The following is a 22,433-nucleotide window of genomic DNA, read 5'->3' on the forward strand; positions in this document are numbered from 1 at the left end:
GTCACGGCTTGGCCGACGGCCGGGACCGGCGTGCTGAGGCGCGGCACGATCAGGGGCGACCATCGGCAGGCGTACGATTGCATACATTCGGCTTCCAGTGGTGTGCGGAGAGTGATCGTTTGAGGATGGCGTCGTCCGAGCGCCGTCCCGGGGAGGATCAGGCGCCGCCGGGCGCGTTCCATTCGGTCAGTCGGATGACGGTGTTCATCGTTCTGTTCGCGCGTGGCGGTTCACCGCGCTTCCCGATGCGGTGATTCGTTCCGGACAAAGACTCTCGGTACGGCACAGCCGGAACAAGACCGGATGCCGCAACGCTGCGTTAACCCGGAACTTCACGCCGGGGAGCGGGCGCCGCGTCAGCGCAGGGAGCCGCGCTCGTCGACGTACCGCGTGGGGGTCCCGAGGAACACCTCCCGCTCCGCCGGGCCGTACGCGATGTTGAGGACGGCAAGCGCGTTCCGGGATGCGGCGGCGGCTCCTCCGCGTGACTGTTTGGTCCGCGACGTGCGGACCAACTGCACGACCACATCCATGGGGGAATCGTCGCACCGCCGCGCCGAGGTGTCGCTCCGGGAACGGGAGGATCACCGTGCCGGGGGTCGTGAACGCCCTCCGAGAGAGGAACGCCCCTTGAGAGAGGAATGCGGGCCGGTGGTCATGCGGCGCGCGGCGGGGGCGTCCACGGGGCCCGAGGTCAGGCGGGGACCAGGCCGTAGACGTCCGCAGGGCCCGAGGTCAGGCGGGGACCAGGCCGTAGACGTCCGCCAGCAGCTCGACGGAGCGCAGCCAGGCCTGCCGGCCCGGGGCCGCGGAGACGACGATCAGCTCGTCGGCCTGGGCGTGCTCGGCGAAACGGTCGAGGTAGTCCTTCACCTCGGCGGGGGTTCCGACGGCGGAGTATCTGCTCATCTGCAGGATCTGCCGCCCGGCGGGGGAGTCGAGAATGGCGTCGGCCTCCTCCTCGGTGAACGTCCGGCCCCGGCCGAGGAAGAGGCCCACCCGCCTGCGCTGCGAGGTCCGGAGCTGCTCCTGCGCCTCCTCCGAGGTGTCCGCCGCGATGACGTTGACCCCGGCGATGACGTACGGCTCCGCGAGCTGGGCGGACGGCCGGAACTCGCGCCGGTAGAGGGCGACGGCGTCCTGGAGCGCGTCGGGGGCGAAGTGGGAGGCGAAGGCGTACGGAAGTCCGAGCGCGGCCGCGAGCCTGGCCCCGAACAGCGAGGAGCCGAGGATGTAGAGCGGCACGTCGGTGCCCTTCCCCGGTGTCGCGTCGACGCCGGGGATCCGGGACTCGCCCCTCAGATATCCCTGCAGTTCCAGGACGTCCTCCGGGAAGGCGTCCGCGGCCGCCGGGTCGCGGCGCAGAGCCCGCGCGGTCTGCTGGTCGCTGCCCGGCGCCCGGCCGAGGCCGAGGTCGATGCGGCCCGGGTGCAGCGTTTCGAGGGTGCCGAACTGCTCGGCGACGGTCAGCGGGGAGTGGTTGGGGAGCATGATCCCCCCGGCCCCGAGGCGGATCCTCCGGGTGTGGGCGGCGACGTGCGCGATGAGCACGCTGGTCGCCGAGGACGCGATGGTGGGCATGTTGTGGTGCTCGGCGTACCAGATCCGCCGGTAGCCCCACTCCTCGGCGCGCTGGGCCAGGGTCACGCTGGCCTTCAGGCTGTCGCCCGCCGTCTCTCCTTTGCCGATGTACGCCAGATCGAGGATGGAGAGGGGGAGAGCCATGGAGAACGGGCCTTTCGAGGAGGAGGCAGCGCGCACCCCGGTGACGGGGGTGTTGTCCCGGTGCACGCTGTGCAACCGCGGCGGTGCCACGGTTATTTCAGGACGGCCGCCCGTTTCAGGGCGGTCGCCCCGGCCTCCCCTCCCTCCGGGGAGTCGCCCTACCGGGCGCGGTTGACGGTCTTGACGAGATACTGGGCGGTCTTGGCCGCCGCGGCGGAAGTCGTCCCGCGGTTGAGCCGCTGCTTCTCGGCGCTCGCCACGACACTCTTGAACGTGATCTTGCCCGAGACCCTCGTGGAGTCGCCGTAGGCGCCGTGAGCCCAGTTGAGCCAGGCGGCCAGCAGCTCGCGGTCGAGGACCGCCCTGCCCGTCCTGGCCTTGAGGACCTGCTGGGCGACGCTGATCGACCGCACCTTCGAGAGCTCGGGGAAGACCTTGCTCCGCTGCTGGACCATGGTCAGATAGCACCGCAGGGCGGTGTCGCTCAGGGTGCCGGAGCCCGTGGTGAACTCCTTGGCCCAGGTGGCCGAGGTCAGGGCCTTGCGCGCCGCGCCTCGCAGGCAGGGGGGCGGCGCCGGGGCGGGCTGCGGGGCCGGCGCGGGTGACGCGGCCGGGGTGGTCAGCTCGCCGAGGGCGCGGGAGAGGTCGATCCGGGGTGTCCTGAACTGGCCGCCGTACGCGACCGCCGTGCCGGTCTCCGTCAGGGCGCCGAGGATCTGGGCGGCGCTGTAGGCCGGGTTCTGACTGCGCAGGAGCGCGTAGGCGCCGGCCACATGGGGGGCGGCCATGGAGGTGCCGCTGTAGCGGGCGTAGGAGTCGTCGGGGATCGAGGAGTCGATCGCCACGCCGGGGGCGAACACGTCGAGCTGCGTGCCCCGGTTGGAGAAGGACGCCACCCGGTCGGAGTTGTCGGTCGCCCCGACGGTCACGGCCGAGGAGACACAGGCGGGCCAGCTGACGGCGTTGCCGTACGACTCGTTGCCCGCCGCGATGACGGTCGCCACCCCCTTGCTCTGGAGCTGGTCGATCACCGGCTTGATGTACTGGCCGTCGGCGTGGGCGTCGCACGCGCCGGAGTACTGCCCGCCGCCGAGGCTGAGGTTGGCCGAGGCGATCTGGTGGCTGCCCGCGAGGGCGCTGACATGGCCGAGCGCCTCCCTGATCGCGCCGTCGAAGGCCAGGACGCACGGCGTGTTCCCCGCGCCGCAGTAGCTCTCGTTGTTGACGCGGCTGAACACCTGGATGGCGACGATCCCGGCGTCCGGGGCCACCCCGACGCGGCTGTCGCTCCCGGCGCCCTTGCCCGCCGCGATGCCGGCGACGTGGGAACCGTGGTCGCAGAGGTTCACGGCCCCGTCCAGGCAGCGGGCGGTCTCGGCGTCGGCCGAGCCCGCGCCGATCTGCACCTGCTGGCCGTTCGGGCAGAGCGACTGGACGCCGAGCGCGGCGCTCTGCGGGGAGAAGCACGCCTCGGCGACGATCCTGCCCGCGAAGAACGGGTGGTCGCGGTCGATCCCGGTGTCCAGGATCGCGACGCTCTGCCCGGCGCCGGTGACCCCGGTCGCGTGGATCCGGTCGCCGCCGATCGTCCGCACGCTGCCGAGCAGGGAGGGCGGAACGGCCTTCTCCTTGCGGATGGACAGGACGTTCGGGTCGGCGGCCAGCTTCTGGAGGTCGTTGCCGTCGGCGGTCACCACGATGAAGGAGCCGCGCGAGGGTTCCTGGACCACGTCGGTGTCGGGGAGCTTCTCGGCCTTGTCCGCGACGCTGTCGACGCTGCCCGCGCTCTTCACCTCGACGATGACGCGGTTCTCCGCGGAGGAGGCCGCCAGCGCCGGAGTGATTTTGCCGTCGGCGGGGTCGGTCGCGGCGGCCGCGGAACCGGTCGCGGCGGCCGCGGAACCGGTCGCGGCGGCCGCGGGGACGGCCGTGAAGGTGATCGCCGCGGCGAGCGCGACGGCCGTGGTGAGGAGGTTTCGGGGTGTCATGGATCTTCCGGGGACGAGCCGTGCCCCCTGGGCACGTTCGGTGAGCGGTGAGGGGCGGCTCGTCTGGGGGTCGGGCCGGACCGGGGCATCGCTGCCGCCGGGTGGGACCACGAGACGGCTTCGCGGGCCGACCACCCGTTCCGGGAATCCATATGGGGATAAGTCCGGGTGTTCTCGCACACAAAGGTTAAATTGCCGCCTTTAGCGCAAAGGAAGATCTCTATACAAATAAAAGTAAAGGCGTGACGTGCGGCTTGCGGAAGCGATTCCGCCGGGCGTCAGGTGAGAGCGGAAGCGGTTCCGTACGGACGTCAGGTGAGAAGCGAGGGGCGGGGCACCGTGATGCTCAGCGGCCCCCTCAGGTTGACGTGGTCGCGGTAGGGAGGCGGGTCCTGGAGCAGGACCGGCTCGGGGAGCCGCTGGGCCAGGCGGGTCAGCGCCAGCCGGGCCTCCAGCCGGGCCAGCGGGGCGCCCAGGCAGAAGTGCGGGCCGAGACCGAAGGCCAGGTGCTTGATCTCGGGGCGGTACGGGTCGAAGACGTCCGGCTTCTCGGTCTCCCGGGGGTCGCGGTGCGCGGCGGCCAGCAGGAGGACCACCATGGCGCCCCGGCGGAGCCGTACACCGGAGAGCTCCATGTCCTCCGTGGCCACCCGCGCGGTGATGTGCACGGGCGGGTCGTAGCGCAGGGTCTCCTCCACCACCGCCTCCGCGAGCTCGGGAGCTCGCGGGCTCTCCCGCAGCGCGGCGAGGTGCTCCGGGTGGCGCAGCAGTGCCAGCGCGCCGTTGGCGATCAGGTTCACGGTCGTCTCGTGCCCCGCCACCAGCAGCAGGGCGACGATGGAGACGAGTTCGTCGTGGCTGAGGGAGTCTCCGCCCTCCCGCACCGCGGTCAGCGCGGAGATCAGATCGTCACCCGGCCTGGCCTGCCGGCTCGCGATCAGCTCGTTCAGGTAGACGTTCAGGGCGAGCAGGCCGCTTATGGACTCCTCGGTCGGCGGAGCCCCGAAGCCGTCGATCAACCGGGTGAGCCGGGACGACCACTCGCGCACCTGTTCCTGGTCGGCCGCCGGGACGCCGAGCATCTCGCAGATCACCGTCATGGGCAGCGGGTAGGCGAGGTCCTCGACGATGTCGAACGGCCCGTCCCGCTCCGCGGCCCGGTCCAGCAGTTCGTCGACCAGCCCGGCGATCCGCTCCGAGAGCCGGCCGATCCGCCGCGCGGTGAACGCCGCCGAGACCAGCCGCCGCAGCCGCGTGTGATCCGGCGCGTCGAGCGAGAGGAACCACCGCTGACGCACCGAGGACGGCGCGCCGGGCGGCATCAGGTCGGCCAGGTTCCGGTCGCGGCCGCGCTGGCTGCTCATGCGCGGATCCCGCAGCACCGCCTCGCACCCCTGGTAGGAGGAGATCACGGCGCCCGGCGTCTGCCAGAGGGGCAGGTCCAGCACCGACGGCCCGAGCTCCCGGATGCGGGCGTAGACCGGATAGGGGTCGGGCCGGGCGGCCGGGTCGACCAACATGCCGATCAGTTCCAGGAGAGTGTGGTCCCGCGTGGTCGCCGTCATGCCCGCTCCCGCCGATAGAACTTTATTCCGCCCATAGTGCGGCGAATCGGGGAGAAGCTCAAGGTTTCTCGGCGTCGTTCCCGGCATCTCCCTGTGAGTCCGGAGGTCTCCCCATCGGGTGACAGCCCGTCCCCTGTGACAGGCGTAGCGTTCCGGGCGTCGATCGAAGGAGATCGAAGGAGACCGAGGGAAAAGGAAATCGGAGGGGGTCCGTCATGCAGGAACATCCCAACACCGAGCTGCTCCGCGATGGCTTCGCGGCGTTCGCCAAGGGGGACCTCGACCACATCCGCGATGAGATGTTCGCCGACGGCATCATCTGGCACTTCCCCGGGCGGAACCGGCTCTCCGGTGACTACCAGGGCAAGGATCAGGTCATCCGGCTCTTCCTCCGCCTGTTCGAGGAGACCGGCGGCACCTTCGCGGCGGAGCCGTACCAGATCATGTCCAATGAGGACTACGCCGTCGCGCTGGTCCGCCTGCGGGGAGAGCGCGGCGGCAAGAGACTGGACCTGACGGGCGTCAACGTCTTCCGCCAGGTGAACGGCAAGACTGTCGAGGCCTGGGTCTACTCGGACGACCAGTACGCCGCCGACGAGTTCTGGGCCTGACGGAGGGCGTGCCCGTCGCGCGTGACCCGCTTGACCCGCGCGATCCGTCGTGACGTACGGGGGTCATGCGGTCGTCGCGACGCCGCCGACGCCCGTCACGTCATGGAAAGACGAACCCATCTTGACCCGCCCCTGCTTGTTCGCGTCTGTTCCCGGGCGTGGAGTCGATAGTGACGGCCACGAAGAGGGAAGCGGAGGAGGCGGGTCAGATGAGCTTCGTTCAGGTCATCGAGTTCGACACCCAGCGCGAGGAGGACGTCCAGCGGTTGATGGACGAGTGGCGGGAGACGACGACGGGGGAGAGCACGGCCACGCACACGACTCTCACCCGCGACCACGGCGGCACCGGTCACTACGTGGCCATCGTGCAGTTCCCCTCGTACGAGGAGGCGATGCGCAACAGCAACCTGCCGAAGACCCAGGAGATGTCCCGCCGGATGCAGGATCTCTGTGACGGGCCGCCCCGGTTCCTCGACCTCGACGTCGTGCGGGACGAGGATCTCTGACCGGTGGAAAAGATCTTCGACCGGCGGAGAACCGGCCTACGTCCGGCGTCGCGCCGATCCGGTCGCCCCGGCGTGCCGGCCGCACCGGCTCGGCGGGTCCCATCGGCCTCGATCACGTGGTGGCGGCTTCAGCGGCCGAGGTCGACGACCTGCCCGATGTCCGCGACGCCGACCTCGCCGCCGAACGCGTCACGGGCCGCCCTCCGGGCGGCCGTGCGGTCGGTGTCCGGCCACAGATGCGTCAGCATCAGCCGTTCCGCGCCCGCCCGGGCCGCCTGCGCGCCTGCCTGCCGGGCACTGGTGAGGTAGCGGGCATGCCTGTCGGGCACCGCGTCGACGTACGTCGCCTCGGCCACCAGGAGATCGGCGTCGCGGGCCAGCTCGACCACGCCGGGGCTGGGCCCGGTGTCCCCGGTGTAGGCCAGGGCCGTCCCGTCCACGCTCAGCCGGACGCCCGCATTGGGAACGTGGTGCGGCAGCAGGAGGGCGTCCGCCCGGAACGGGCCCACCTCGAACGGCTCACCCGGGACGATGTCATGGAGGACGTAGGCGTCGCTCAGCCCGCCGGGCCCGTCGAGGGCGAGAACCGCGTCCAGCGCGCCGGGCAACGCGAAAACGGGGAGCGCCGGCGCGGGCTCGTCCCGCAGGCTCCGGGCGCGTAGCAGCGGGTTCAGGTCCGCGCAGTGGTCGGGGTGTCCATGGCTGACCCATACCGCGTCCACCCGTTCGGCCGGCACATGCTCGAGCAGGCGGGGGAGGGCGGCGTAACCGAGGTCCAGGAGCATCCGGAACCCGTCGTGCTCGACGAGGTAACCGCTGCACGCCTGACCGGCCGCAGGCCACGCCCCACAGGCTCCCAGCACGGTGATCTTCACGACTGCGACTTTACCGACCGACCGTTCATATGGCTGTGGCGCAGGAACACTTCCAACCTGACACCGCTCGTCCCGCGCCAGGTGGTCTCCCAGTGTCGGGTGGTCGGTTCCGGGATCGCCTCAGTACGGGCTCATCTGGTCCAGCACCTTGGCGGCGAGCACAATGAACTGCTCGGCTTTCACCATGTCCTGCACGACGTCGTCGGGAATGATCTCCGGGAAGCGTCGTAGACGAGCTGGTAAGCACCCGTGGGGTCCGTGCCGACGCCGCTACGAGCGAGAGCGATATGTCGCTCGGCCTGGGCGAGCATGGTGTCGGCGTGTTCCCGGTTCGGCGGCACCCGCTCCAGTTGACCCGCGTCCAGCATCGCGTCGATCCGGTCGCGTCCTTGCATCCATCTCACGGTGTGCTCCGCTGTTGAATCAGGAGGTGGAGGGGCTTGCTCCGAAGGGATGTCACGAACGGGTCGCTCTGGTCGGCGTTCCATGACACCGGTGAGATCCGGCTGATGTTCACCTCGCGGCCGAGGATGCGCTCCGCAGCCCGCGCCGCGTCGTACAACTCGTCCTCGTCGGCGGATCCCACCACGAGGACATCGACGTCACGGGGGAGCGGTCCGGGCTGGTTCGCGTGCCGGGCGGCCCAGGAGCCGTAGATGTATGCCTCCTCAATGCCCGGAATCGGCTGGAGAAGGGGTGGCAGGACGGCTGCCGGACCGAAGGTCACCGCCAGCAGGTCGGTGAGTGGCTTGGCGACGATGGTGTCCGTGTCGGCGCGGATGAGGCGGAGGTTGCCGTGCCGTCTTTCACTGGTCAGACCGGCGGCGATGAATCGGTCCGCCTCGCGGCTCACAGTCGGCTGGGATATACCCGTCTTCCTGGCGAGATCGGTTGTCGAGTACTCCTTCTCCGGGTGGAGGTACAGCCAGGCGAGCAGTTCGCCGACGGCATTGGACCGGATCAGGGGAAGGAGTAGAGGCGGAAGATCCCTCATAGATGAATAATACTATGCATCTATAGAATGGTTGCAACCCTGCGTAGTTTCTTGATTTCAATGCGTTCCGCTTTGGGGCGAGATCACCTCCATGTGGCGATATCGATCATGATGCTCTGCCGTCGCGGCGGAAATCGGATGCCCCGCGACGAAACCGGCATGTACCCTGCGCGGGGATCCAGGAGGGGAATTGTCGTGGGACACGTCGAGGTCGGGCATCTGACGTATGTGCTGCCGGATGGCAGGCCGTTGCTGGACGATGTGTCCTTCCGGGTCGGGGAGGGTGTGAAGGCGGCGCTCGTCGGGCCCAACGGGGCGGGGAAGACGACGCTGATGCGGCTGGTGGCGGGGGACCTGCAGCCGGTCGAGGGGACCGTCGCGAGCTCCGGCGGGCTGGGGGTCATGCGGCAGTTCATCGGCGGCATCCGCGACGGGCGGAGCGTGCACGACCTATTGGTCAGTGTGGCCCCCGAGCGCGTACGGCGGGCCGCCGAGGCGCTGGACGCGGCCGAGCTCGTGATGATGGAGCGCGACGACGAGAAGGCCCAGATGCGCTACGCGCAGGCCATCACGGACTACACCGACGCGGGCGGCTACGACATCGAGGTGCTCTGGGACACCTGCACCATGGCGGCCCTCGGCGTGCCGTACGACCGGTGCAAGTACCGCGAGGTCAACACGCTGTCCGGGGGCGAGCAGAAGCGGCTGGTGCTGGAGGCGCTGCTGCGCGGGCCGGACCAGACCCTGCTGCTGGACGAGCCGGACAACTACCTGGACGTGCCGGGCAAGATCTGGCTGGAGCAGGCGCTGCGCGAGACGCCCAAGACGGTGCTGCTGGTCAGCCACGACCGGGAGCTGCTGGCCAACGCGGCCGACCGGATCATCACCGTCGAGTCGGGCAACGTCTGGGTGCACGGCGGCGGCTTCCGCACCTACGCGCAGGCCCGCAGAGAGCGCAACGAGCGCCTCGACGAGCTGAAGAAGCGCTGGGACGAGGAGCACGCCAAGCTCAAGCGCCTGGTGAACATGCTCAAACAGAAGGCGAAGTACATGGACACCATGGCCGCCGCCTACCACTCGGCCCAGACCCGGCTGCGCAGGTTCGAGGAGGCGGGCCCGCCCGAGGCCGCCGCCAGGGACCAGCTCATCAGCATGCGGCTCAAGGGCGGCCGGACCGCCAAGCGGGCCGTGATCTGCGAGGAGCTGGAGCTCACCGGCCTGATGAAGCCGTTCGACCTGGAGATCTGGTACGGCGAGCGGGTCGCGGTGCTGGGCTCCAACGGCTCGGGCAAGTCGCACTTCCTGCGGCTGCTCGCCGGCGAGGAGGTACGGCACAGCGGCGTGGCCAGGCTCGGCGCGCGGGTCGTCCCCGGGCACTTCGCGCAGACCCACGCCCGTCCCGAGCTCATCGGCCGGACGCCCTGCGAGATCGTCATGACCGAGCACGCGAGGCTGAAGAACGAGGCGATGAAGGCGCTGGCCCGCTACGAGCTGGCCGGGTCCATCGCCGAGCAGCGGTTCGAGACGTTGTCGGGCGGGCAGCAGGCGCGGCTGCAGATCCTGCTGCTGGAGCTGTCGGGCACCACGCTCCTCCTGCTGGACGAGCCGACCGACAACCTGGACCTGGCCAGCGCCGAGGCCCTGCAGGAGGGGCTGGACGCCTTCGACGGGACCGTGGTCGCGGTCACCCACGACCGCTGGTTCGCCGAGGACTTCGACCGCTACCTGGTCTTCGGATCCGACGGGCGGGTGTACGAGTCGCCGGAGGCGGTCTGGGACGAGACGCGGGTGGCGCGCCAGCGGTAGGGGCGCGTCGCGGCGTCCCGCCGGGGGTGCGGAAGTCCCATGGCCCCGCCGGGGGTGCGGAAGTCCCATGGCTCCGCCGGGGGTGCGGAAGTCCCATGGCTCCGGAGGGAGCGCGGAAGTCCCATGGCTCCGGAGGGAGCGCGGTCCCGGAGGAGCCGCGCACAGGGAAGGGCCCTCCTCCTCGAAGAGCCGTACTCCCGCTAAAGAGTTGGCCTGGCCGCGGCGCGTCCGGGACGGGGGCGCCGCGGCCGGAGGTTATGACGGCTGGGTGACGCACAGGACTCGGACCGTCAGCGCCCTGGCCATGATCCTCCTCTCCGCGCTCGCCGGCACCGGATGCTCGGGCGAGGAGCGGAAAGACACGCCGGAGCTCCGGCCGCTCGCGGTGAAGGAGCAGGTCTCCTCCATCCGCAAAGGCGGCGATGAATACGACGGCTATGTCGTGAACTGGGCGGGGGTGCTGGCCAATCCCAACCCCTGGCACTTCGGCGAGCACGTGGTGGCCACGGTGGTCGCCAAGGACGCCGACGGCGACGAGATCGTCCGGATGGAGCAGCCACTGGACGCGGTGCCCCCGGCGGGGTCGCTGCCCTTCACCGGCCAGGTGCTCGCGACGGAGCGGCCCGCCAAGGTGACCATCGAGTATCGTCCGGCCCAGTGGCGTCCCGCCGGCCGGATCGCCTCCGCCTTCAAGCCGTTCCCGGTCTCCGGCGTGCGGACTGAGAAGCAGCCGGACGGCACCTATCTGGTCATCGGGTATGTCGGCACGCCGTACCGGCTGCCGGCCGGGACCTTGGCGGTCACGGCCCTCCTGCGGGACAAGGACGGCAAGCTGCTCGGCGGCGGGAGCACGTTCGTGGACGACGTCCAGGAGGGGCGCAAGCGCCGCTTCCTCCTCGACATCGAGAGCGTCGCGGACACCGGCAGGATAGCCGCGACCGAACTGATCGCGCGGACCTGGGGGTCGAGCGGCGGTCCCTACGAGGAACTGGCGCTGGGCGGTGCGATCCCGGTCCACACGGTCAAGCCCACCATGCCTCCGTTCGAGACGGACCGGGGAGGCCAGGAGCCGCCCGGAGGAGACGCGCGTCCCTGACGGCCGGAGACGGCGCCCGCACGCGCCGTCCGCGTACGCCGCCCGCACGCACCGCCCGCACGCACCGTCAATAAGAATGTCCGAATCTGGCCCTTAATTCCGACAAACGATCATTAATTAAGGTTTATCAGATTCAATATATGTAGCATGCTTTACTCTCTCGGTTAACATTCTGAATACAGTCGTAGCGGCTGTCGGCGAAGTGGTGGAACTTGTAGTTATCGAGAGATTACCTTCGGTCATATGAACGACAGGGTCCTGGTCGAAGCACTCCGCGCGCGCGATCCGGGTGCGCTCTCCACCCTCTACGACACGTTCGCCGAGGGTCTCCACCGATATTGCCGGTCCATGCTGACCGATATCGACGGCGCCCAAGTGGCCCTCCGCGACACCCTGATCGTGGCCGAGGCGCATATTCACGCTCTCGCCGACGCCGACCGGCTCAAGGTGTGGCTTTACACGCTGGCCCGGGGGGAGTGCGTACGGCGGAGCCTGGCCGTCGGCCCCGGCGCGCCGCCCCCGGCGGCCGAGTCCTCGCCCGCCGGGGGCGGCGGCTCCGACCTCGGGGTGATGGCCTGGAACGCCATCCGGAGCCTGTCGCCGGACGACCGGGAGATCCTGGAGCTCCGCACCGGGCACGGCTTCTCCCTCGCCGACGCGGCGACGATCCTGGGCGTCCCCGGCAAGACCGCCGAGGAGATGTTGGAGACGGCCAGAGAGCGGCTCCGCGACGCGATCACCGCCGAGGTCCTCGCCCGCAAGGGCCCCTACGACTGCGCGCAGCGGGCCGGGATCCTGACCGGGTTCTCCGGGGAGCTCACCCCGGAGATGCGCGAGCAGGTGATCGACCACATCGGACGATGCGACACCTGTGCGCCGCACCGGTCCCGGCAGGTCTCCGAGGGGAAGGTCTTCGACCTGCTGCCGCGGGCGCCGCTGCCCGGGACGCTCAGGATCCGGGTGATGAGCTGCTTCAGCGACCCCGAGCTCGTCGCCTACCGTCGCTACGCCGCCCGCCGGATCGGGCTCCTCGACGGCGCCGGATTTCCCGTCGAGAGGATTCGCCGGCGCCCTCGCTGGACTCACGCGGTGGCCGGTGTGGCGGCTGCGGTCGCGACGGCGGCCGCCATCATCCTGATCTTCACTCAGGTCGGCGGGCGGCCCGGGGAGACGGCCGGGAACGGCTCCTCCGCCCTCCCCGCGGTGGAGGAGCCCCCCGGCATCGGCCTGCCGTGGGACCCCGGCCTCGCGTACGGTCCGATGGCGCTGGAGCTCATCCCCCGCAAGCCGGTCGCGCGCCCGGGGATCGCGGAAGAGCCGATCACGGCCATGCGGTCGCGATCCCTGCCCGACCACGACGCCCACGGGCCGCGGCGCGATCCGGCCGGACCCGAGGAGCCCGCCTCCCCGACCCGGCCGGCCCCGGCCCCGACGGGCGGGAACGCGCCGACGGGCCCGTCGTCCCCGACCCAGCCGCCGCGCGATCACCAGGGCGGGCAGCCGAACCCCAAGCCCTGCCCGGTCTCGCCGCACCCGGACCCGAAACCGACGCAGACCGCGAAGCCGACCCCGGCTCCGACCGCCACCCCGGTGGCGACACCCACCCCGGAGCAGACGCCCACGCCGTCCCCGTCGTCCGCCTCGCCCGCTCCGGCGGGAGGATCCGCGTACGGCGGGCAGTGAGGCCCCGGTCCCGCCGACCCCGCCGTTCACGGCTTCACGGCGGGGGCTGGCCGTACGTGACGGTCTTCCGTGCGGGGCCGTACGCGATGGTTCTCCGTGTGGGGGCCGTACGTGACGGTTCTCCATACGGGGGCCGTACGTGACGGTTCTCCGCGCCGGAGCCGTATGCACTGGTTCTGTCCCGGGTAACCCAACCCTCCCGTTCGCGGCAAGACATCCTCTCTCCCATCACCGCTACCCGGCGTATGTGACGCGTGTGCGTAGTGTGACCGCAGGGAATCTTGAGCGCGGTCGCCTGTTCCGCCGAGGGCGCGCGGCGGCTCGGGAAGGGGATGCATGCGTTCCGTCGGGAGCAGGCGTGCTCGCGCCGCGATGATGGCGGGGTTGGTGTGCGCGCTGACCGTGGGGACGGCGATCCCCGTCGGCGCGGTGCCGGGTGAGCCCGGCCCCTCCGCCGACGAGGTCGCCAGGGCCAGGACCGAGGCGCGGGAGCGGGACGCCCTGCTCGGCACGGCCACCGCCCGTCTCGCCGAGGCCCGGGCCGAGCTGGAGCAGTTGACCGTCCACGCGGAGAAGCTGATCGAGGCCTACAACGGAGAGCTGGTCAAGACCGCCCGCGCCGAGGAGCTCAGCAGGCAGGCGGGGGAGCGGGCGCTGGCGGCCGGGAGGCTGGTGGAGGAGGCCCGCGAGGCCGTGGTCGCCACCGCCGTCCAGAGTTACGGCGCGCTGGACCCGACGATGGCGACGATCACCAGGTTCGGGAACGGGATGGACCCGGCTCACCTGCGGGGCGCCGGAATCCTGGCCCACCTGAGCCAGGGGCAGGCCGAGACGTTGAAGCGGTTGCGCGGCGCCGAGGAGGTGGCCGTCATCCTCCGGGAGCAGGCGCAGGTCGCCTACGCCGCGCAGCGGGCGGCGGCCGGGCGCATGGCCGTGGCCAAGGCGGCGGCGGAGCGGGCGGTGGCCCGGCAGATCACCGAGACCCGGCGGCTGAGGGCGGTCCAGGCGACGCTGGAACGGCAGGCGGACGCCGCGCGCGGCACGGCCGAGCGGCTGGCCAGGGAGCGCAGGGAGGCCCTGGAGCGGGCCCGGCTCGCTCGGCTGCGGGATGCCCGGGGAGGGCGGGGAAGCGCGTGGAACCCGATCACGGCCGGGCTGGCCCCGCGCTGGGCGTTCAGCCCGGAGATCTCCTCGGACCGGGGCGACGCCGCCGTCGACTGGGCGCTCATGCAGCTCGGCAAGCCGTACGTCTGGGCGGCGGACGGGCCGGACAGCTACGACTGCTCGGGGCTGACCATGCGGGCCTGGGAGCGGGCCGGCGTCCGGCTGGACCACTGGACCGGCACCCAGTGGACCTCCGGCCCGCGGATCCCGTTCGACCAGTTGCGCCGCGGCGACCTGCTGTTCTTCGGCCGGATCACCCAGAACCCCGGCGACATCCACCACGTGGGGATGTACGTCGGCCGGGGCCTGATGATCCACGCCCCGCAGACCGGGGACGTCGTCCGGATCGCGCCGATCTGGCGCAGCGACCTCGTCGGCGCGATCCGGCCCGCCTAGGATCAGTGCGCGTCGTGCCCCTGCTCCTGCGCCCGCTTGATGGATCGCGCGATCTCCTCCTCGGCGTCCACCCGGCCGACCCAGTTGGCGCCCTCGACGGACTTGCCGGGCTCCAGGTCCTTGTAGACCTCGAAGAAGTGCTGGATCTCCAGGCGGTCGAACTCCGGCACGTGGTGGATGTCGCGGATGTGCTCCATCCGGGGGTCGTTGGCGGGGACGCACAGGACCTTGTCGTCGCCGCCCTTCTCGTCGGTCATGCGGAACATGCCGACGGCGCGGCACTTGATCAGGCAGCCGGGGAAGGTCGGCTCCTGCAGCAGGACGAGGGCGTCGAGCGGGTCGCCGTCCTCGCCCAGGGTGTCCTCGATGAAGCCGTAGTCGGCGGGGTACTGAGTGGAGGTGAACAGCATCCGGTCGAGCCTGATGCGGCCGGTCTCGTGATCCACTTCGTACTTGTTCCGCTGTCCCTTGGGAATCTCAACGAGAACGTCGAACTCCACCGCGGTTCCTCCGCTCAAGCCCCCGGGAACTCCCGGCTGGGCGTTAATGTCTCGTAGGCGTTGTTATCCGAGTGATTACCCGGATCGATGAGAGGTCGGCGACATGATGCGGCGCGATCGGTGGGTGGCCTTGGCCACTCTCGTCATGCTGCAACTGTTCGTCGTCGCGGCCGGTGTGCACCTGCTCGCCAGCGATGAGCTGGTCGAGAGGAAACCCGTGCCGGTCGCGTCGCCGGAGCCGCCGCCCGTCCCGGTCATCACCGCGGGTCCGGTGCTGGCCGCGGGCGGGAACGGACCTCTCCCCACCAAGGGTACTTTGACCACAAGACTCGCCGAGGCGCTGGGTGACCCGGCGCTGGGGGAGAGCGTCGGCGCGGCGGTCGTGGACGCCGAGACCGGCACGTCGCTGTTCGCCAGCGGGGCGGACACGGGCATCACCCCCGCCTCCACCACCAAGATCGTCACCGCGGTCGCCGCGCTGGCCTCCCTGGGCCCGGACACCCGGCTGAGCACCCGCGTGCTCCGCGGCTCCTCGCAGAGCTCGATCATCCTGGTCGGGGGCGGGGACCCGACCCTGACGGCCAACCGGATCGATCCCTCCGTCTACCCCCGGCCGGCCTCGCTGGCGACCCTGGCCATGCGCACGGCCAAGGCGCTCAAGGCCGCGGGGATCACGAAGGTGACCGTCGCCTACGACGACAGCCTCTACACGGGGCCGCGCACCGCCGCCACCTGGAAGCCCGGGTACGTGCCCGAGGGCAGCGTCGCCCCGGTGACGGCGCTCATGACCGACTCCGGCAAGGTCGCCCCGGGCAGCCGCCAGCGGGTCTCCGACCCCTCCAGGAGCGCGTGCGCGGCGTTCGTCTCCCAGCTGAAGAAGTACGGCCTCAAGGTCGCGAACACGACCGCCCGGCGGACCAGGGCCATCACGAACGCCGAGGAGATCGCCCGGGTCGAGTCCGCGCCCGTCTACGCCCTGGTGGAGCGGGCGCTGACGCTCAGCGACAACGACCTGTCGGAGGCGCTGGCCCGGCACGTGGCCCTCAAGGAGGGCCGGCCCGCCTCCTTCGACGGCGGCGCGGCGGCCGTCCGGGCGGTCCTGACCCGGCTGAAGGCGGCCGACGGCGTCACGGTCTTCGACGGCAGCGGCCTGTCGCCGAAGAACCGCATCGCCCCCGCCGCCCTGGCCCGGCTGGTCGCGGTGGCCGCCTCCCCCGCGAACCCGCACCTGCATCCCGCCATCAGCGGCATGCCCGTCGCCGGGTTCACCGGCACGCTGGGACACAGGTTCGGCAAGAGCGACTCCGCCTACGGCCTGGTCCGCGCGAAGACGGGCACCCTCGACGGGGTCAGCACGCTGGCCGGGGTGACCACCACCAAGGACGGCAGGCTGGTGGCGTTCGCCTTCATGGCCGACGACGTCCCGCCGGGGTGGGGCAGGGCCGAGGCCGCCCTCGACCGGCTCGCGGCGGCGGTGGCGGTGGCGGGCTGAGAGGGCTCTCCCCGCCGGTTTCCCCGACCCCGGCGCGAGATCTCCTCTCGGGTGGTTGAAAGGGCTCTCACGGGCGGTTAGGGGCTCTCACGGGTGAGTGAAGGACTCTCACGGGTAATCCGGGTAATTCGCGCGATGAGGATGGAGAGCACGTACGGTGGACGGTATGCAGGTGATCGACTGGGACCTGGCCGTAGCGACCGGAACGCGCCTGGTGCGCCCCGGGCCGCAGGTGAGCCGAGAGGAGGCCCGGCACGCAGTCGCCGAGCTGAGGCGACTTTCCCGGGAGGCCGAGGGCCACGTCCTCGAATTCACCCGGATCGACACCGAGAGCGCGCCGCAGCCCGCCACGATCGTCGACCGGCCCGGCTGGATCCGGGCGAACGTCGAGGGGTTCCGGGTGGTGCTGGAGCCGCTGACCGAGCGGATGGCCGCCCGCAAGGACCAGACCCCGGCGATCGTGAGCGCCGTGGGGTCCCGCATCACCGGCGTCGAGGTCGGCGCGGTCCTCGCGTTCCTCGCCTCCCGCGTCCTGGGTCAGTACGAGCTCTTCCTCCCGCCGGACCCCTCCGGCCAGGCGCCGGTCGGCCGTCTCACGCTGGTCGCGCCCAACATCGTCCACGCCGAGCGCGAGCTCGGCGTCGATCCGCGCGACTTCCGCCTCTGGGTGTGCCTGCACGAGGAGACCCACCGGGTGCAGTTCACCGGCGTCCCCTGGCTGCGCGAGTACGTCCGTTCCCAGATGACCGAGTTCCTGCTCGCCTCCGACCTGGACCTGCCGACCCTGCTCGACCGGCTCCGCTCCGCCGCCGACGCGGTGGCCGACGTCGTCCGGGGCGGCGAGGGCAACCTGATCGACGCGATCCAGACGCCGGAGCAGAAGGAGATCCTCGACCGCCTCACCGCGGTGATGACCCTGGTCGAGGGGCACGGCGACTACGTGATGGACGCCGTCGGCCCCGCGGTGGTCCCCTCGGTGGCCCAGATCCGCGCGCAGTTCCAGCACCGCCGCGAGGGCGGCTCCCGCCTCGACCGGACGGTGCGCAAGCTGCTCGGCATCGACCTCAAGATGAAGCAGTACGCCGAGGGCTCCGCCTTCGTCCGCACCGTCGTCGACCGCGCCGGCATGGACGGGTTCAACAAGGTCTGGACCTCTCCTGAGACCCTTCCGACCCAGGAGGAGATCGCCCGGCCCGAGCTCTGGATCACCCGCGTCATCAGCGCCTCCGCCCTGCCCGGGACCGTCCTCCCCGAGGCCGACGGCACCACCGGCTGACCCCGCCCCCGAGCCGCGACGCGCAGCGTCGCCGTTAATACCATCCTTGACAATAGGCTCCATGGGTCCTCATCCCGCCGTCGCGGACGTCCGCCGTGCCGTACGGCTCGCGCTGGCCGATCTGGAGCCCGGTGACCTCGTGCTGGCCGCGTGCAGCGGCGGCGCCGACTCGCTGGCGCTGGCCGCCGCATTGGCGTTCGTCGCGCCCCGGGCCGGGCTCCGGGCGGGGCTGCTGACCGTCGACCACGGGCTCCAGGAGGGGTCGGCGCGGCAGGCCGCCGAGGTCGTGGGGCTCCCGCTGGGCCTCGACCCGGCCGAGGTGCTCACCGTCGAGGTGGGCGCCGCGGGAGGGCCGGAGAACGCCGCGCGGGAGGCCAGGTACGCCGCGCTGGCGGCGGCGGCGGGCAGGCTCGGGGCGGCGGCCGTCCTCCTCGGGCACACCAGGGACGACCAGGCCGAGACCGTGCTGATGCGGCTCTCCCGGGGGAGCGGGACGCGCTCGCTCGCCGGGATGCCGGCGCGGGCGGGCCTCTACCGGCGTCCGCTGCTGGAGCTGGGACGCGTCACCACGGTCGCGGCCTGCGCGGCGCTCGGGCTGACGCCCTGGGAGGACCCGCACAACCTCGATCCCCGTTACACGCGGGTGCGGGTGCGGGAGAGGCTGCTCCCGGCGCTGGAGGAGGAGCTGGGCCCCGGGGTCGCCGAGGCGCTCGCCCGCACCGCGAGCCTGTGCCGGGACGACGCCGACGCCCTGGACGCCTGGGCCGACGCCGTCTACGCGCGGGCGGCGGCCGTCCGGGGAGTCCCGTCCGCCACGGGAGATTGCGCTCTTAGCGATATCCCCCCTGGTGTTCCGTCGGTGACGCTGGCCGTGCCCGAGCTGGAGACCCTGCCCGCGGCGGTGCGCCGGCGCGTGTTGCGGCGCGCGGCCATCGCGGCGGGAGCGCCGCCGGGCACGCTCTCGGCCGCGCACATCCTCCAGGTAGACCGTCTGATCACCGCCTGGCGGGGCCAGCGGCGCGTGGAGGTGGCCGGGGGGGTCGGAGCGGTCCGCCGGTATGGCACCCTGATATTCGCCGCGACGCCCTAGCGGTGCGATCGGCCGCCGGCCGGCCGCCCCGAGGGCCCGCCCCGGGTCGCGACGCTCCCCCGTCGCGACGTAAACAGCAGCCCCAGCCTTGTAAGGAACCTCAGGTGGACGCAGCCGACATGGGCAAGGACCTCGAGAAGGTCCTCATCTCGGAGGAAGAGCTCCAGGCGAAGATCAAGGAGCTCGCGGGCCAGATCGACGCGGACTACGCGGGCAAGGAGCTGCTGATCGTCGGCGTGCTCAAGGGCGCGGTCATGGCCATGGCCGACCTGGCCAGGGCGCTGAGCCTGCCGATCCAGATGGACTGGATGGCCGTGTCGTCCTACGGGGCGGGCACCAAGTCGTCGGGCGTGGTGCGGGTGCTGAAGGACCTCGACACCGACATCGCGGGCCGCCACGTGCTCGTCGTCGAGGACATCATCGACTCCGGGCTCACCCTGTCGTGGCTGATGCAGAACCTGAAGTCGCGCAATCCGGCCTCCGTCGAGATCTGCACCGTGCTCCGCAAGCCGGAAGCGATCAAGGTGCCGATCGACGTGAAGTACGTCGGCTTCGACATCCCGAACGAGTTCGTGATCGGGTACGGCCTCGACTACGCGGAGCGGTACCGCAACCTTCCCTTCATCGGAACCCTCGCCCCGCACGTTTACGGCGCGAGCTGAGGCGGCCCGAAAATACGCCCTGGGCGAATTGAGCCCCTTCTGTGCCCAGTTCGAACGTGATATTAGCCGCAGCGTCAGGGAACAGGGTTCCCTTGACGTACGTTGGTCTAAGAGAGAGCCGGTGCCTCCCGGGCGGTTACCCTGCGCGGCGCACCGGTGTACCTTCGGACGCCAAGAGGTGGCTTCGCGTCATCTCTGGGTAGTCAGTTGGAGCGGTTAGGGATGCCGCGGCCTCGGGTCCGCCCGGGGCTTCCAGGCCTTGGTCAGGAAGGGACGGGCCCGCCGGGGTTCCGCATCGGATGGATCTCAAGCGATTTACACGTGGGCCACTGCTGTGGATCCTGGGTATCGTCGTGCTGCTCCTGCTCGTCACCACGATGTGGAGCAGTGACGGCAACTTCACGAAGGCCGACACCTCGCTGCTGTTCGAGCAGATCCGCGCGGGGAACGTCAAGAGCGCCAAGGTCATCGACAAGGAGCAGCGGGCGGAGCTCACGCTCACCAAGCCGGTGTCGGTGGCGGGCAAGCCCACGGACCGCATCCAGTCGTTCTGGATCGACGGCCAGGGCGCCCAGATCATGAAGGAACTGGACGACCAGAAGAAGGCCGGCAGCGTCAAGGAGGGCTACACCGCCGACGTTCCCGGGGAGAACTTCCTTCTCGGCCTCCTGGTGAGCTTCCTGCCGATCGTCCTCATCGTGCTGATCTTCCTGTTCGTCATGAACCAGATGCAGGGCGGCGGCTCCCGGGTGATGAACTTCGGCAAGTCGAAGGCCAAGCTCATCAGCAAGGACACCCCCAAGACCACCTTCGCCGACGTCGCGGGCGCCGACGAGGCCATCGAGGAGCTCCAGGAGATCAAGGAGTTCCTCCAGGCCCCGGCCAAGTTCCAGGCGATCGGCGCGAAGATCCCCAAGGGCGTGCTGCTGTACGGCCCGCCCGGAACCGGCAAGACCCTGCTCGCCCGCGCCGTCGCCGGCGAGGCCGGCGTGCCGTTCTACTCGATCTCCGGTTCCGACTTCGTCGAGATGTTCGTCGGTGTCGGCGCCTCGCGTGTCCGCGACCTGTTCGAGCAGGCCAAGGCGAACGCCCCGGCGATCATCTTCATCGACGAGATCGACGCGGTGGGCCGCCACCGCGGCGCCGGTCTCGGCGGTGGCCACGACGAGCGCGAGCAGACGCTGAACCAGCTCCTCGTCGAGATGGACGGCTTCGACGTCAAGGGCGGCGTGATCCTCATCGCCGCGACCAACCGCCCCGACATCCTCGACCCGGCGCTGCTGCGTCCGGGCCGCTTCGACCGGCAGGTCACCGTCGACCGTCCCGACCTCGAGGGCCGCAAGGGCATCCTGAAGGTCCACGGCCGCGGCAAGCCGTTCGCCGAGGGCGTCGACCTCGACATCATCGCCCGCCGGACGCCCGGGTTCACCGGCGCCGACCTGGCCAACGTGATCAACGAGGCCGCGCTGCTCACCGCGCGCGCCGACCAGAAGCTGATCACGATGGAGCTCCTGGAGGAGTCCATCGACCGCGTCATGGCCGGTCCCGAGCGCAAGACCCGCGTGATGTCGGACCAGGAGAAGAAGATCATCGCGTACCACGAGGGCGGTCACGCCCTGGTCGCGCACGCGCTTCCCAAGTCCGACCCGGTCCACAAGATCACGATCCTGTCCCGCGGACGCGCCCTCGGCTACACGATGACGCTGCCGATGGAGGACAAGTTCCTGGCGACCCGCTCGGAGATGATGGACCAGCTGGCGATGCTGCTGGGCGGCCGCACCGCGGAGGAGCTCGTCTTCCACGAGCCCACCACCGGCGCCTCCAACGACATCGAGAAGGCCACCTCCATCGCCCGCCGCATGGTCACCGAGTACGGCATGAGCGAGCAGCTCGGCGCCCGCAAGTTCGGCAGCGGCCAGGCCGAGGTCTTCCTCGGCCGGGAGATGGGCCACGAGCGCGACTACTCCGAGAAGATCGCCTCCACGATCGACGAGGAGGTGCGCCGCCTCATCGAGAGCGCGCACGACCAGGCCTGGGAGATCCTCGTCGAGTACCGCGACGTGCTCGACAACCTGGTGCTGGAGCTGATGGAGAAGGAGACCCTCTCCCGCGAGCAGGTCCTGCAGATCTTCGCTCCGGTCGTGGTCAAGGAGCACCGCCCGTCCTACTCCGGGTACGGCAAGCGGCTGCCGTCCAACCGCCCGCCGATCCTGACCCCGAAGGAGCAGGCCGGCAACGGCGCGCTCCCGGCGGGCAGCCACTCGGACTCCACCGCCGTGGACGGAAACTGACGTGGACCGCGAGCCGTTCGAGGCCGACGAGATCGGGCGTGAGCCACTCAAGGTGGACCACGCCCGGATCGAGAAGGCCGTCCGCGAGATCCTGATCGCGATCGGGGAGGACCCCGACCGCGACGGGCTCCAGGACACCCCGGCCCGCGTCGCCCGCGCCTACGCCGAGCAGTTCGCCGGGCTGGGGCAGGTCCCCGAGGACGTGCTGACCAAGGTCTTCGACGTCGACCACGACGAGATGATCCTGGTCCGGGACATCGAGGTCTACTCGACCTGCGAGCATCACCTGGTCCCGTTCCACGGGCTGGCCCACGTCGGCTACATCCCGAACGAGAAGGGCCAGGTCACCGGGTTGTCCAAGCTGGCCCGCCTGGTCGACGTCTACGCCCGGCGTCCCCAGGTCCAGGAGCGGATGACCTCGCAGATCGCCGACGCGCTCATGCGGGTGCTGGAGCCGCGCGGGGTGATCGTGGTGATCGAGTGCGAGCACCTGTGCATGACCATGCGCGGTGTCCGCAAGCCCGGCGCCAAGACCACCACCTCGGCCGTCCGCGGGAGCTTCCGCGACAGCGACAAGACCCGGGCCGAGGCGATGGCCCTCATCCTGCGCTGAGGACCTCCGCCCTGAAGGCCTCCGCTCTGGAGGCTCCTGCTCTGAGGGCCTCCGCTCTGAAGGCCCCTGCGCCGGCGGGCCGCCCGGGGACCGCCCGAGC

The 22,433-nt window shown here is 70.8% G+C and carries 20 protein-coding genes; 12 read left to right on the top strand and 8 right to left on the bottom strand.

The window, feature by feature from the left end:
• Window positions 1–356 precede the first annotated feature (356 nt).
• The 4 genes from Plo01_RS09785 to Plo01_RS09800 all read right to left on the bottom strand — a co-directional run bounded on the left by Plo01_RS09785 (window position 357) and on the right by Plo01_RS09800 (window position 5,278).
• On the bottom strand, window positions 357–533 hold the full coding sequence (locus Plo01_RS09785) for a hypothetical protein (RefSeq protein WP_203890190.1): 177 nt from the start codon (window positions 531–533) through the stop codon (window positions 357–359).
• Window positions 534–735: 202 nt separating this feature from the next.
• Complete coding sequence (locus Plo01_RS09790; protein ID WP_203890191.1) at window positions 736–1,725, bottom strand: LLM class flavin-dependent oxidoreductase; 990 nt, start codon at window positions 1,723–1,725, stop codon at window positions 736–738.
• Window positions 1,726–1,883: 158 nt separating this feature from the next.
• Window positions 1,884–3,713, bottom strand: coding sequence for a S8 family peptidase (locus Plo01_RS09795; RefSeq protein WP_203890192.1), 1,830 nt, complete (start codon window positions 3,711–3,713; stop codon window positions 1,884–1,886).
• A 311-nt stretch (window positions 3,714–4,024) separates the two neighbouring features.
• Complete coding sequence (locus Plo01_RS09800; RefSeq protein ID WP_203890193.1) at window positions 4,025–5,278, bottom strand: cytochrome P450; 1,254 nt, start codon at window positions 5,276–5,278, stop codon at window positions 4,025–4,027.
• 215 nt (window positions 5,279–5,493) lie between these two features.
• On the opposite strand from Plo01_RS09800, the gene Plo01_RS09805 reads away from it, so the two are divergent.
• Both Plo01_RS09805 and Plo01_RS09810 read left to right on the top strand, forming a co-directional pair.
• Entirely contained in the window at window positions 5,494–5,889 is a 396-nt protein-coding gene (locus Plo01_RS09805; RefSeq protein WP_203890194.1) for a nuclear transport factor 2 family protein, read from the top strand.
• Window positions 5,890–6,098: 209 nt separating this feature from the next.
• On the top strand, window positions 6,099–6,395 hold the full coding sequence (locus Plo01_RS09810) for a hypothetical protein (RefSeq protein WP_203890195.1): 297 nt from the start codon (window positions 6,099–6,101) through the stop codon (window positions 6,393–6,395).
• 128 nt (window positions 6,396–6,523) lie between these two features.
• Here Plo01_RS09810 and Plo01_RS09815 read toward each other — a convergent pair whose 3' ends face one another.
• The 3 genes from Plo01_RS09815 to Plo01_RS09825 form a co-directional block, all read right to left on the bottom strand.
• Complete coding sequence (locus Plo01_RS09815) at window positions 6,524–7,270, bottom strand: MBL fold metallo-hydrolase (protein WP_203890196.1); 747 nt, start codon at window positions 7,268–7,270, stop codon at window positions 6,524–6,526.
• Between the two features lie 179 nt (window positions 7,271–7,449).
• Window positions 7,450–7,665, bottom strand: a complete 216-nt coding sequence (locus Plo01_RS09820) for a hypothetical protein (RefSeq protein WP_203890197.1) — start codon at window positions 7,663–7,665, stop codon at window positions 7,450–7,452.
• Window positions 7,666–7,670: 5 nt separating this feature from the next.
• Window positions 7,671–8,264 carry a MarR family transcriptional regulator gene (locus Plo01_RS09825; protein WP_203890198.1) on the bottom strand — a complete coding sequence of 198 codons (594 nt, stop codon included), beginning with the start codon at window positions 8,262–8,264 and terminating at the stop codon, window positions 7,671–7,673.
• Between the two features lie 195 nt (window positions 8,265–8,459).
• Between Plo01_RS09825 and Plo01_RS09830 the strand changes: the two genes are divergently transcribed.
• From Plo01_RS09830 to Plo01_RS09845, 4 genes are all read left to right on the top strand, one after another.
• Window positions 8,460–10,070, top strand: a complete 1,611-nt coding sequence (locus Plo01_RS09830; RefSeq protein WP_203890199.1) for an ABC-F family ATP-binding cassette domain-containing protein — start codon at window positions 8,460–8,462, stop codon at window positions 10,068–10,070.
• A 268-nt stretch (window positions 10,071–10,338) separates the two neighbouring features.
• Entirely contained in the window at window positions 10,339–11,166 is an 828-nt protein-coding gene (locus Plo01_RS09835) for a hypothetical protein (protein ID WP_203890200.1), read from the top strand.
• 243 nt (window positions 11,167–11,409) lie between these two features.
• Entirely contained in the window at window positions 11,410–12,849 is a 1,440-nt protein-coding gene (locus tag Plo01_RS40900; protein ID WP_203890201.1) for an RNA polymerase sigma factor, read from the top strand.
• A 336-nt stretch (window positions 12,850–13,185) separates the two neighbouring features.
• Window positions 13,186–14,409, top strand: a complete 1,224-nt coding sequence (locus Plo01_RS09845; RefSeq protein WP_239316073.1) for a C40 family peptidase — start codon at window positions 13,186–13,188, stop codon at window positions 14,407–14,409.
• 2 nt (window positions 14,410–14,411) lie between these two features.
• Here the strand turns inward: Plo01_RS09845 and Plo01_RS09850 are convergent, their stop codons facing one another.
• Window positions 14,412–14,909, bottom strand: coding sequence for an inorganic diphosphatase (locus Plo01_RS09850; RefSeq protein ID WP_203890202.1), 498 nt, complete (start codon window positions 14,907–14,909; stop codon window positions 14,412–14,414).
• A 124-nt stretch (window positions 14,910–15,033) separates the two neighbouring features.
• On the opposite strand from Plo01_RS09850, the gene dacB reads away from it, so the two are divergent.
• From dacB to folE, 6 genes are all read left to right on the top strand, one after another.
• Window positions 15,034–16,401 (top strand): D-alanyl-D-alanine carboxypeptidase/D-alanyl-D-alanine endopeptidase, encoded by a 1,368-nt coding sequence (dacB, locus tag Plo01_RS09855; RefSeq protein ID WP_239316074.1) that lies wholly within the window; start codon window positions 15,034–15,036, stop codon window positions 16,399–16,401.
• A gap of 166 nt (window positions 16,402–16,567) precedes the next feature.
• The gene (locus tag Plo01_RS09860) at window positions 16,568–17,677 is read left to right on the top strand and encodes an Rv3626c family coenzyme F420 biosynthesis-associated protein (protein ID WP_203890203.1); all 1,110 of its coding nucleotides are present in this window, start codon (window positions 16,568–16,570) and stop codon (window positions 17,675–17,677) included.
• Window positions 17,678–17,738: 61 nt separating this feature from the next.
• Window positions 17,739–18,767, top strand: coding sequence for a tRNA lysidine(34) synthetase TilS (gene tilS, locus Plo01_RS09865; RefSeq protein ID WP_203890204.1), 1,029 nt, complete (start codon window positions 17,739–17,741; stop codon window positions 18,765–18,767).
• A gap of 104 nt (window positions 18,768–18,871) precedes the next feature.
• Complete coding sequence (hpt, locus tag Plo01_RS09870) at window positions 18,872–19,429, top strand: hypoxanthine phosphoribosyltransferase (RefSeq protein ID WP_239316075.1); 558 nt, start codon at window positions 18,872–18,874, stop codon at window positions 19,427–19,429.
• 299 nt (window positions 19,430–19,728) lie between these two features.
• The gene (ftsH, locus tag Plo01_RS09875; protein ID WP_203890205.1) at window positions 19,729–21,720 is read left to right on the top strand and encodes an ATP-dependent zinc metalloprotease FtsH; all 1,992 of its coding nucleotides are present in this window, start codon (window positions 19,729–19,731) and stop codon (window positions 21,718–21,720) included.
• Between the two features lies 1 nt (window position 21,721).
• Complete coding sequence (gene folE, locus Plo01_RS09880) at window positions 21,722–22,333, top strand: GTP cyclohydrolase I FolE (RefSeq protein WP_373871675.1); 612 nt, start codon at window positions 21,722–21,724, stop codon at window positions 22,331–22,333.
• Window positions 22,334–22,433 lie beyond the last annotated feature (100 nt).

Origin of the sequence: Planobispora longispora, assembly GCF_016863135.1 — a bacterium.
GTDB classification, from domain to species: Bacteria; Actinomycetota; Actinomycetes; order Streptosporangiales; family Streptosporangiaceae; genus Planobispora; species Planobispora longispora.

Bases quoted from the DNA above. Each gene is read 5' to 3' on its own strand.
- Plo01_RS09800 (WP_203890193.1), bottom strand. From the start codon at position 5,278: ATGACGGCGACCACGCGGGACCACACTCTCCTGGAACTGATCGGCATG.
- Plo01_RS09805 (WP_203890194.1), top strand. From the start codon at position 5,494: ATGCAGGAACATCCCAACACCGAGCTGCTCCGCGATGGCTTCGCGGCG.
- ftsH (WP_203890205.1), top strand. From the start codon at position 19,729: ATGGATCTCAAGCGATTTACACGTGGGCCACTGCTGTGGATCCTGGGT.
- Plo01_RS09785 (WP_203890190.1), bottom strand. From the start codon at position 533: ATGGATGTGGTCGTGCAGTTGGTCCGCACGTCGCGGACCAAACAGTCA.
- Plo01_RS09845 (WP_239316073.1), top strand. From the start codon at position 13,186: ATGCGTTCCGTCGGGAGCAGGCGTGCTCGCGCCGCGATGATGGCGGGG.
- Plo01_RS09820 (WP_203890197.1), bottom strand. From the start codon at position 7,665: ATGCAAGGACGCGACCGGATCGACGCGATGCTGGACGCGGGTCAACTG.
- Plo01_RS09860 (WP_203890203.1), top strand. From the start codon at position 16,568: ATGCAGGTGATCGACTGGGACCTGGCCGTAGCGACCGGAACGCGCCTG.
- Plo01_RS40900 (WP_203890201.1), top strand. From the start codon at position 11,410: ATGAACGACAGGGTCCTGGTCGAAGCACTCCGCGCGCGCGATCCGGGT.
- Plo01_RS09810 (WP_203890195.1), top strand. From the start codon at position 6,099: ATGAGCTTCGTTCAGGTCATCGAGTTCGACACCCAGCGCGAGGAGGAC.
- Plo01_RS09825 (WP_203890198.1), bottom strand. From the start codon at position 8,264: ATGAGGGATCTTCCGCCTCTACTCCTTCCCCTGATCCGGTCCAATGCC.
- Plo01_RS09795 (WP_203890192.1), bottom strand. From the start codon at position 3,713: ATGACACCCCGAAACCTCCTCACCACGGCCGTCGCGCTCGCCGCGGCG.
- tilS (WP_203890204.1), top strand. From the start codon at position 17,739: ATGGGTCCTCATCCCGCCGTCGCGGACGTCCGCCGTGCCGTACGGCTC.
- Plo01_RS09790 (WP_203890191.1), bottom strand. From the start codon at position 1,725: ATGGCTCTCCCCCTCTCCATCCTCGATCTGGCGTACATCGGCAAAGGA.